The sequence below is a fragment of the Ureaplasma canigenitalium ATCC 51252 genome (assembly GCF_000712165.1).
Taxonomy (GTDB): domain Bacteria; phylum Bacillota_I; class Bacilli_A; order Mycoplasmatales; family Mycoplasmoidaceae; genus Ureaplasma; species Ureaplasma canigenitalium.
This window is the reverse complement of sequence record NZ_KL544010.1, coordinates 374,904-384,590: the sequence shown is the minus strand read 5'-3', so window position 1 is coordinate 384,590 and position 9,687 is coordinate 374,904. Positions and strand designations below refer to the sequence as shown.

The following is a 9,687-nucleotide window of genomic DNA, read 5'->3' as shown; positions in this document are numbered from 1 at the left end:
TCTTGTGATCCTGTTGTCGCGCCAGCGGCACTGCAGGGTAGCAACGTGTGGAATAGAGAAACGCTGAAAGCATCTAAGTGTGAAACTAACTTCAAGATTAATCTTCCCTGCCTTAAATGGCGTAAGAATCGTTATAGACCATAACGTTGATAGGTCGGATGTGTACGCACGGTGACGTGTTTAGCTAACCGATACTAATTATTCGAGGACTTATGTAAATCCTTGTTTAAATTTATAAGAATGATAATATTCAGTTTTCAGAGAATGATCATAGTGTGGTAATCATATCAGAGTGGAAATACCTGTTTACATCCCGAACACAGAAGTCAAGCACTCTAGAGCCGACGATAGTCAAAAACAAAATAGGTCATTGCCACGCACTTTGATGAAACTAGCCTAACGGCTAGTTTTTTTGTTACGGAGCTATGTTATGAACATCGTAGATTTAATTGTAATTGGTCTTGGTCCTTCAGCTGTTTATTTACTTCTTAATAAGAATAAGAAGCTAAAAACAATTGCTTTTGATAAAAACAAAGAAATTATGATGAAGTTTCTCCTTACCGGTGGTGGTGAACACGGGGGTGGATGCTGTAATGTAACAAACAATGTTGATGTTAAAACATTAAATGAAAATATGCTATATAGTAACAAATTTATGTATTCAGCATTTACTAAATACGGTCCATCCCAAATTCGTGAATTCCTTCTTCGATATAAGATTTTAACCGAAGTAAGTGAGGGTTCTACAAAGGTTCGATTAAAATGCAAGAATCCATCAATGCGAAAAAAGTTTTTCGACCAACTTGCTAATGATGATAGTATCGAGTTATGTCTTGGTTGCTCCATTAAAACTGTTAGGTATCTGGAAGACAAAAAAATTTATTTAGTGATTGACCAAGATAAAAAAGAATATTATTCAAAAAGAGTTGTTATTGCCACAGGTGGTTTATCATTTTCTAATCTTGGTTCGACAGGTGATGGTTATAAGTTTTGTCAGCAACTTGGGATTAAAACAACAAGAACCTTTCCGATGGGTACCGGAATCGTTATTGATGACTTTCTAGGTTTAACTCAACAACTTCAAGGTGTTTCATTGAAAAATGTTACTGGTACAATCATTTCTTCTAATAAGGTTTTAGTTCAGGAAAAGAATGATTTAATGATTACCCATTATGGTTTTGGTGGACCATTAATGCGCCGATTAAGCGGTTATGTTTCGTATCATAGCGATCTTAATCTCCAACTTAAATTATCGTTTTTAACTACGGAAGAAATCTTAAAAGAGTTAACCACAAAAGATCAACTGAACCAATGTTTTAAGATGCTTCCTGAAAAATTTGTACATTTTATGTTTGATAATTTAAAACTGAATGCTAAGCAAAAGTTAGCAGAACAAAGAAAGGAAGACCGTCTTAAAATTATTAACTACTTAACCAACTTAACTTTTAATATCAAAGCATTAAACAAACCGATGTATGCGATTTCAACCGGAGGAGGAGTTGACGTTACTTGTCTTAATTCTTCGACAATGGAAAGTAAGAAATATAAAGGTCTTTACTTCATCGGCGAAGTACTAGGTGTGTCACCGAAGACCGGTGGTTTTAATATGACCGTTTGCTTTGCATCTGCATTGCAAGCTATTAATCATATTAATAATGATTCATTATAAATGTTATAATTAAAGTTAATTACTAAGGAAAGAATATGAAACATACTATTTCACGACAAGCTTTAGCTGATCTTAAAAAGGAATTACGTGAAATTCTTGAAGTTAAATGACCTGAAATTACAAAACAACTTCAAGAAGCACGTGAACAAGGTGACCTTTCTGAAAATGCTGACTATGATGCAGCAAAAAACGAACAAGCTGCTCTTTCGAAGAGAAAAGAAGAAATTGATGCAATCCTTGAAAACTACGAGTTAATTGAAGATATCAAACGAGTAGATGGGGAAATTTCAATAGGTTCAACAGTTGAAATCCATAACCTAAGAAATAATAAAATAGAAACGGTTTCCATCGTTGGATCAATGGATATAAATCCTTTTGAAAATAAAATTTCTAATGAAACTCCATTTGCGAAAGCACTTCTTGGTCGTCGTGTTGGAGAAGAAGTTACTGTTCATGTTGATAATCCGTACAAGATCAAAATCCTTAAAATTATCGAAGAATAGAAAAAAATATTGATTTATTCGCCTGTTTATAGTAAACTATAATAGTGTTTTTAACACTCTTGGACAGATAGCGAAGTGGTCAAACGCATCCGGCTGTAACCCGGCTCCTTTACGGTTCGTAGGTTCGAATCCTACTCTGTCCACCATAGTTGGCCTGTAGCCAAGCGGTAAGGCAGAAGATTTTGATTCTTCCACGCGCAGGTTCGATCCCTGCCAGGCCAGCCATTAATAAAAAAACTTTAGGTCTACCTAAAGTTAGATGCCTCATTAGCTCAGTGGTAGAGCATTTCACTTTTAATGAAGGGGTCGTAGGTTCGAACCCTACATGGGGCACCATTAATACATATGTTTTATTTAGAACTAATTGTTAAAATTAGTTCTTTTGCTGGAGTGGCGGAATGGTAGACGCACTGGACTTAAGATCTAGTGATCTCACGATCGTGAGGGTTCAAGTCCCTCTTCCAGCACCAGTATTGCGGGTGTAGTTCAGTGGTAGAACTATAGCCTTCCAAGCTATTAACGTGGGTTCGATTCCCATCACCCGCTCCATTAATTGATATTTGCCTTGATTAATTAAATTATTCAAGGCTTTTTTATTACTCATTATGATTAAAAAGAATTATTTAGGTTTTAATAGCACCCTTTTTATCAAACAAGATAAAACGATGTTTAATTATACAATTGACACAGTTCTTCTTGCGAACTTCATAACCTTAAATTCACGTGTAAAAAGGGTAATCGAAGTCGGCACGAATAATGCGGCTCTCTCCATTCTTCTTGCTAAGCGAAAAAGCGAATTAAACATTCTCGCTCTTGAAATTCAGGAAAGAGCCTACGACCTTGCTATTGACAATGTCTCTAAGAATAACCTAAATAATATAATTACCTTACTTCTTATTGACTTTAATGACTATGTCGCGAAGAAGTTTAAAGAGGAAGACAAATTTGATGCTTTGGTTTGTAATCCACCATACTTTGAGACAAAAACGAAGATTATTGGTAATATTTCATATGAGAAGCAAGTAGCATTTTATGATATAAAATTAACATTAATGCAACTTGCTTCAGGTGCACGTAAAATACTGAAGCAGAAAGGTTACTTAACGGTAATATTACCCCCAGATCGTCTTTTTGATTGGTATCATGCCTTACATACGAATAATTTTCAACCGAAGCGTGTACAGTTTGTTTATCCACGAATTTACGATCAACCAATTCTTGTCCTGGTTGAAGCAACATATATGAGTAAACCAGGATGTATTTATCTCAATAATCAATATCTCCATAATGAAGATAAAGATGACCATTCATACAACGAAATAACACAAAATCTATATAAAGTGGGAAATTAAGATGAAATTAGTAATTAATAAAGGTGGTTCGTCACTGAAATTTGCTTTATTTAACACCCGGGGTCAAAAAATTTTTTACGGTAAGATTCGCTGTGAGCATAATATTTATACAATTACCTATATTTATCAAAACAAAGAAGAGTCAAAGAGTCAGAAGTTACCAATGAAGAACCAAATTGCTTTTTTACTTCGTCTTATGACTCGGACACGTGTTATCAGAAAAATCGATGAAATCGATTAATTTATTATTCGTGTTGTAATGGTTAGTGGAAATTATGGACCATATAGTTTAATAACAGACGAGATTATAGAAGACATTAAAAATAATGTTGAAATTTCATGTATCCACAACAAACAAACACTACACCTTATCAACGAACTCCTTATGATGAATGTTGATCGTAGCAAAATTATGCTTACCTTTGATGATTACTTTCATCGTGCTATTCCGAAACACTTTAAAGTTAATGGTCTTGCTAAATGATTTAATGATAAATACGACATTCGCAAGCACGGTTTCCATGGAATTGCTTGTGCAAATATTAAGAGTCAGTTAAGACACTATATTGATCGTGAATCATTTAATGCTATTTTTGTTCATCTTGGTTCTGGATGTACCATTAGTTTGATTAAGGATGGAGAGTCGGTTAATAACACTGCAACTTACACTCCTACTTCTGGAATTATGATGGGACATCGTTCTGGTAATCTTGATCCATCAATTTTTACTCATCTTATGACTGAGTTTAAAACAATCAAACGAATTAACCAATTTTTAAATAAGGAATGTGGTTTGTTTGGAATGACGAACCACACTTCAATCGAACACATTCTTGAAGATGATAGTGAGGAAGCTAAAACTAATTTAATTGCTTTTACGAACCAAATCATCAAGGAAATTATTTACTATTTCAATATTCTTCCTACTGTTGATAACATCATCTTCTCAGGGGGGATTAGTGAATATAACCCGAAACTAATTAAGATGATTATTGATGGAATTAAATTGGTAAAAGTTTATTTAAATAAAGATTTTGAACAAAAACAAGGGGTAAACCGTATTAGTGATGTTTCCTCTGAGATCGACGTTTATTTAATATATGTTGATGAAGAGAAAGAAATGTATGATATGGTCAATAACATTAACGAGAACGAACCTTACTAGTTAAGGTTTTTTTATTATCAATGATTATCAACGATTATCTTATAATTAGTAAAAAGGTAGGAACGAGAAATGAACAAAGACAGACTACTTATTGGTTCTCATGTAAGTGCTAATGCTCCAGATTATTTGCTTGATGCTGTTAAAACGTCAATAGGTTACGGTGCTTCAACTTTCATGTTTTATACAGGAGCACCACAAAACACAAAAAGAGTTCCTATTGACCTTTTTAAAATGAATGAAGCTAAGGAACTTATGGAAACCCACCAGATCAACTTAAATGATCTTGTCGTTCATGCTCCATACATCATTAATCCTTGTTCAAGTAAACCAAGTGTTCGTCAACTTGCTAATGAATTTCTCCTTTCTGAAATTAAACGAGTTCATTACCTTGGAATAAAATACATCGTGCTTCATCCAGGTAGTCGACTTAATCAGGAAGTCGATGTTGCGATTAATCAAATAGCAACAGCGATTAATGATATTTTTGATTCGTATCCTTGTGATGTTGTAGTTTGCCTTGAAACAATGTCAGGTAAAGGGACGGAAGTGGGTAGTCGTCTTGAAGAACTAGCGATGATTATTGATCAGGTTAAGCACAAAAATAATATCGGAGTTTGTCTTGATACATGTCATATCCATGATGCTGGTTACGACATATCGGTTGATAACTTTGATCAATTTTTAACTAATTTTGACCGTATTATTGGTCTTTCTTATCTGAAGGTTATTCACATCAATGATTCGAAAAATGTAATCAATGCTCATAAAGATCGCCACGAAAACATCGGTTATGGTCATATTGGTTTTGATGCTCTTAACTACATTGTTCACCATCCAAAACTAGTATCCATCCCAAAAATTCTTGAAACTCCTTGATATACAAACCAAAATAATAAAGAATTACCTCTTTACTTTGATGAAATTAATATGTTTAAAAACCAAGCTTGATTTGATTCAAAAAAGAAAAACGATCAATAACTAATTTGATTAGTAAGAAAAAAACACGGCGAACCGTGTTTTTTAAAACCTTTTAACATATAAGGGTTTGTAGCGCTAATTTAACACATTAAAGTCTTCCTTAATGTGACCTTTCGGTTTTAGTATGACTACCTAGCAAAACTAGAATTATTACTTAACGAATTAAATAATTGGAGCTACTATAATTAGTCTACAAAATTATTATAGCATAAAATTAAATTGGTAACACTTTTAATTTTAAAGACATTGAAACTGACTTGCTTATTATTCTTAATCATTTATTAATTTCATCTATCAATGCTTGGTTAGCTTTCCCCTTTTTATTAATCATTTGGTCAAGGTAAATATTTCCGATGGAATTAAGAGTATATCTAGATATAAAGATATTAACTTTATTTTGCTTATTTCGGACATCTAGTATACGTTTAAAAAATTCAGTCTGAATGTCAAAATTAAAACTTTCTTGTCCAACATTATCAAGAACAAGAATATCGACTTTTTTTAAAATGTCTTCATGCATTTTCTCAATTTCTTCATATACCATCCGTTCGTTATTAATTTTTAAATCAACCATCATTAACACAAAAGATTTCATATCGACAAAAGCAAAGGTATGATCGCCAAAATCTTCAAGACTCATTGTATTAACGATTGATTGAACAAAATAAGACTTACCTGAATCAACACTGCCACTCAAATAAAAAGAGGGTAGTTCATTGTTGTAAATTAGTGAATCAAGTTTATCAAAAATTGGTTTGAAATGTTCTACTAAATTGTTAAAACATTGACTTTTTAAATGGTAAAAAATATCAAAACGGTAGTCCTTTGAATAACTAAAAGGCATATGTTCTTTAACTCTTACAAAGTTCGATTCACTTCTTTTGCAGTCAACTATTTTAAAAACATTTCCTTCATCTCTTACAAGACGTTCGGAATAAGTGTCGCTTGCATCTGGGTGCTCTTTGAAGAATAGATAGTCATCATAGGCTCTTTTGATTAATCGATAAATGTTTTGATTATTGAACTCTTCTTCAGTAATCTTTAACATTCTAATGTAATCAACTTCGTTATTAACTTGTTCCAGTGTGAGTTTTGGAGTTTCATCACTATTTTTTGATTTTAAAATATGCATAAGTTTTACTCTTAGTTACTAATCTCAGTTAGTTCACGGACAGTGAAGAAGGATTCTTCATTTTTTTCGTGTTTAAATTCATTAATATCAAGAGAAATATCTTGTTTCACATTATTTTCTCTTCTTAAAAATTGTAACAATTTTATTGGAGAATCAAGGTTTTGCGCTTTAATTGTCGCAATCAATTTTTCAGTATACTTAATCGACGGAATACCCATTGATTTAAAGAACAGGTAATCAATAATGGTATTAATTAAAGCATAAGAGAAACCGTTATTGTCAATGATTACATCAATAATTTGCTTTAACTGGTGGTCAACTGGACCCTTTACGATACTACTAAGAAAGACATATGGGTCACAATTGTGATATTGTTCAATGATATCATTGAAGTTTTTAAGGTCATTTTGCTTATTAAAAATTGCACTATCCCTTCTTAGTTTAAGATAAAGGTGCTTTTCGTTAAAGAAATCATTAAGAATTGATGTTGCTAAATTGTAATCAAACTTAATTAATCCCTTTTTGAAATCAACACGGAAAGCATTTTTTACGACTGTAAAAAAAGTATTTAACGACAGATTATATTGCTCAGTCATTGCTTTTATTTTTTGTTCAAGAACGGATGTTTTTTCAATAGGAAGTCCAAATTCGTTAAGAAGAATCCCGTTTAGAATTTCAAGTTGATTATCAACTTTGCAGCGATTTAAAAACAAATGATTTGCATTGACAAAGTTTGATAAATCATCCGATTTTAATTCCAGCTTAATAAGATCAAATTGATCTTGACCGATCTTATTAACTAGACGTGATGCTAATTTATCATTATGAAAGAACAAAGCGGTGTCTTTAATATTATTTATATTAATAATATACTCGTCGTTTTCAAGGAAGAAAATGTCAATTAATTCGTTATCAATTAGTTCAGAAAGACAAACATTGAAATCACTCAAACTTTTTTTAAGGAAGTTGTTAATTAGTCTTTCGTTTAGTTTATTGTATTTTTTCATCTTATTAGTTCTAAAGTAGGTGTTTAAAAACTGGTAGACGATTAAAGCTTCATTAGATAATAAAGGAGAATACAAAAGCATTAAATTTGCAAGATTAAGTTCAAAATTTTCGTTTTTTTGACAATAAAAAACCATCGAAGCCTCCCCTATTTATCTTCTTTTTGTTTGATTTTAAAGACGCCCTATTAAATGCGTTAACAATATTTTAAGCACTTTTAAGATAGAAATAAAATAAAGATTTAATGAAATCTCAACAAAAAAAATTTGATTAAGTTTATCGACAATTTTAAGGTTTAAGAGCCTTAAAAAAAGTAGGAAAATACGATTATTTTGGGCTTATCTACAATTTTGTTAATAACTTATTAACATCAATAAAATTTTTAAATATATTTTTTTAAATTCTACTGATTTTTTCGAACATTCTATAAAAGAAAAAAACATTGAAAAAAAATAGTAAATCGTGTTAAAAGGAGCAATTTTTCCAAAGAAAACGGGAAATTTTTTAGAAACCTATGAAAACATTTTGTAGATAATGATTGACTTTATAAAATTTTTTGACCATACAAGATATGGCAATTTAAATAAGGATGTTTATGAATTTAAAAATTAATTATGACCAAAATAAAACATTAAGATTTTATGAAAAATACCAGGCGATCTTTTATAAGTATTTATACGATCTCCTTCAATTTAAATTTTTTGATCTGCAGAATGATGTAGATGATTATAAAGACCAAATTTATTTTATTTTAGACAAAATAATGAAAAGCAATGAAACTTTAAATATTGCACAAATTATTGGTTATACCAAGAGAAAAATCTATTTTTTATTAATTCAGGATTTCCGTCGAATGATCAATAATAAGAACATTATTATGTCGAAGTGTTTACCATATGAAGAAGCTCTTTTAAAAAAAAGTATGCATTTTGTTGAAGGTGAGGAAAGTAAAAAAGTACTTGTTTCTCAAATACTTGATTACCTAAAAGAAAATCATCTTAATCTTCATACATATGCAACTCTATTAATGGAAGGATATAACCACAAAGAAATCGCAGACCGAATGCAGATTGATGTTTCAAAAGCATATTATATGCAGAAAAAAATGCGCGAAATTATTCTAAAAGTCTTTGAAGAGTAAAAAAAAAGAAAAAAAGCCACAACTGGCTTTTTTCTTATAATGATGCGGCTGCTTTTTTGTTTAAAGCTCGTGCTGTTCTAGATTTTAATCGATTTGCTTTATTTTTGTGGATTACACCTTTTTGACAAGTTGTATCAATTGTCTTGTAAGCTAGACTTAACTGGCTTGCATCATCACCGTTACGAACTTTTTTTACTATAGTTCGAAGTTTAGACATTTCAGCATGATTTTGTTTACGAACTTTTTCTGAATGACGGTGATATTTTTCATTTGCGATGATATTAGCCATAATCCACCTCCTTTACATCGACTAACTATTTTATAATTATAGCAAAAAACATTAAAATGATTTTTTTATTTTAAAAAGTACTAGTAATGATAAAATAAGAAGTATGCAAATAGCTAATTGCTACATTTTGTAGAGGAAAGTCCGTGCTCACACAAGCTGCGATGCTTGTAGTGTTTGTGTGTAATTTTTACAGCATAAATCTTATTATGACGGCAGAAACAAATCCTAAGTTGAATAATATGGAAGCGATTCTATAACGTGCCACAGAGACGAGCATAGTGGAAACACTAGATATGAAACGACGGTAAACCCCACAAGTGAGAAACCTAAATTTTGGTAAGGGAACCATCTTCAGTAAGAATTGAATGAACAAGGTGGATAGTATATAAATACTATAGATAAATAATTAGCGGTAGCGATACCACAGAACACGGCTTATTTTTGCATTAAGAA

At 31.5% G+C, this 9,687-nt stretch carries 10 protein-coding genes, 5 tRNA genes, 2 rRNA genes and 1 other RNA gene; 15 read left to right on the top strand and 3 right to left on the bottom strand.

What is annotated here, in order from left to right; genetic code table 4:
• From T416_RS0103470 to T416_RS0103410, 13 genes are all read left to right on the top strand, one after another.
• Positions 1-218 (top strand): 23S ribosomal RNA (locus tag T416_RS0103470); the annotation flags it as partial.
• Positions 219-274: 56 nt separating this feature from the next.
• Positions 275-379: ribosomal RNA gene (gene rrf, locus T416_RS0103465) — 5S ribosomal RNA — on the top strand.
• A 51-nt stretch (positions 380-430) separates the two neighbouring features.
• On the top strand, positions 431-1,669 hold the full coding sequence (locus tag T416_RS0103460; protein WP_031489414.1) for an aminoacetone oxidase family FAD-binding enzyme: 1,239 nt from the start codon (positions 431-433) through the stop codon (positions 1,667-1,669).
• A gap of 35 nt (positions 1,670-1,704) precedes the next feature.
• Complete coding sequence (greA, locus tag T416_RS0103455; RefSeq protein WP_031489413.1) at positions 1,705-2,172, top strand: transcription elongation factor GreA; 468 nt, start codon at positions 1,705-1,707, stop codon at positions 2,170-2,172.
• Positions 2,173-2,233: 61 nt separating this feature from the next.
• Positions 2,234-2,318, top strand: a tRNA-Tyr gene (locus T416_RS0103450).
• A 4-nt stretch (positions 2,319-2,322) separates the two neighbouring features.
• A tRNA-Gln gene (locus tag T416_RS0103445) sits at positions 2,323-2,397 on the top strand.
• Positions 2,398-2,433: 36 nt separating this feature from the next.
• A tRNA-Lys gene (locus tag T416_RS0103440) sits at positions 2,434-2,508 on the top strand.
• A gap of 48 nt (positions 2,509-2,556) precedes the next feature.
• Positions 2,557-2,642, top strand: a tRNA-Leu gene (locus tag T416_RS0103435).
• Between the two features lie 5 nt (positions 2,643-2,647).
• Positions 2,648-2,721 (top strand) — tRNA-Gly (locus T416_RS0103430).
• Between the two features lie 56 nt (positions 2,722-2,777).
• Positions 2,778-3,524: a tRNA1(Val) (adenine(37)-N6)-methyltransferase gene (locus T416_RS03805; protein ID WP_031489412.1), complete on the top strand. Its 747-nt coding sequence runs from the start codon at positions 2,778-2,780 to the stop codon at positions 3,522-3,524.
• A gap of 1 nt (position 3,525) precedes the next feature.
• A complete protein-coding gene (locus tag T416_RS0103420; RefSeq protein ID WP_031489411.1) occupies positions 3,526-3,765 on the top strand; it encodes a hypothetical protein in 240 nt (79 codons plus the stop codon).
• A gap of 18 nt (positions 3,766-3,783) precedes the next feature.
• Positions 3,784-4,689, top strand: coding sequence for an acetate/propionate family kinase (locus T416_RS0103415; RefSeq protein ID WP_031489410.1), 906 nt, complete (start codon positions 3,784-3,786; stop codon positions 4,687-4,689).
• A 69-nt stretch (positions 4,690-4,758) separates the two neighbouring features.
• Entirely contained in the window at positions 4,759-5,667 is a 909-nt protein-coding gene (locus T416_RS0103410; RefSeq protein WP_031489409.1) for a deoxyribonuclease IV, read from the top strand.
• A gap of 214 nt (positions 5,668-5,881) precedes the next feature.
• Here T416_RS0103410 and T416_RS0103405 read toward each other — a convergent pair whose 3' ends face one another.
• A complete protein-coding gene (locus tag T416_RS0103405; protein ID WP_031489408.1) occupies positions 5,882-6,799 on the bottom strand; it encodes a hypothetical protein in 918 nt (305 codons plus the stop codon).
• Positions 6,800-6,810: 11 nt separating this feature from the next.
• Complete coding sequence (locus tag T416_RS0103400) at positions 6,811-7,941, bottom strand: DnaD domain protein (protein ID WP_031489407.1); 1,131 nt, start codon at positions 7,939-7,941, stop codon at positions 6,811-6,813.
• Positions 7,942-8,399: 458 nt separating this feature from the next.
• Between T416_RS0103400 and T416_RS0103395 the strand changes: the two genes are divergently transcribed.
• On the top strand, positions 8,400-8,945 hold the full coding sequence (locus tag T416_RS0103395) for a protein kinase family protein (RefSeq protein ID WP_031489406.1): 546 nt from the start codon (positions 8,400-8,402) through the stop codon (positions 8,943-8,945).
• Between the two features lie 34 nt (positions 8,946-8,979).
• Here the strand turns inward: T416_RS0103395 and rpsT are convergent, their stop codons facing one another.
• The gene (gene rpsT, locus T416_RS0103390) at positions 8,980-9,234 is read right to left on the bottom strand and encodes a 30S ribosomal protein S20 (protein ID WP_031489405.1); all 255 of its coding nucleotides are present in this window, start codon (positions 9,232-9,234) and stop codon (positions 8,980-8,982) included.
• A 105-nt stretch (positions 9,235-9,339) separates the two neighbouring features.
• Here rpsT and rnpB point away from each other — a divergent pair.
• Positions 9,340-9,677, top strand: an RNA gene (gene rnpB, locus T416_RS03800) — RNase P RNA component class B.
• The last annotated feature ends 10 nt before the right edge of the window (positions 9,678-9,687 follow it).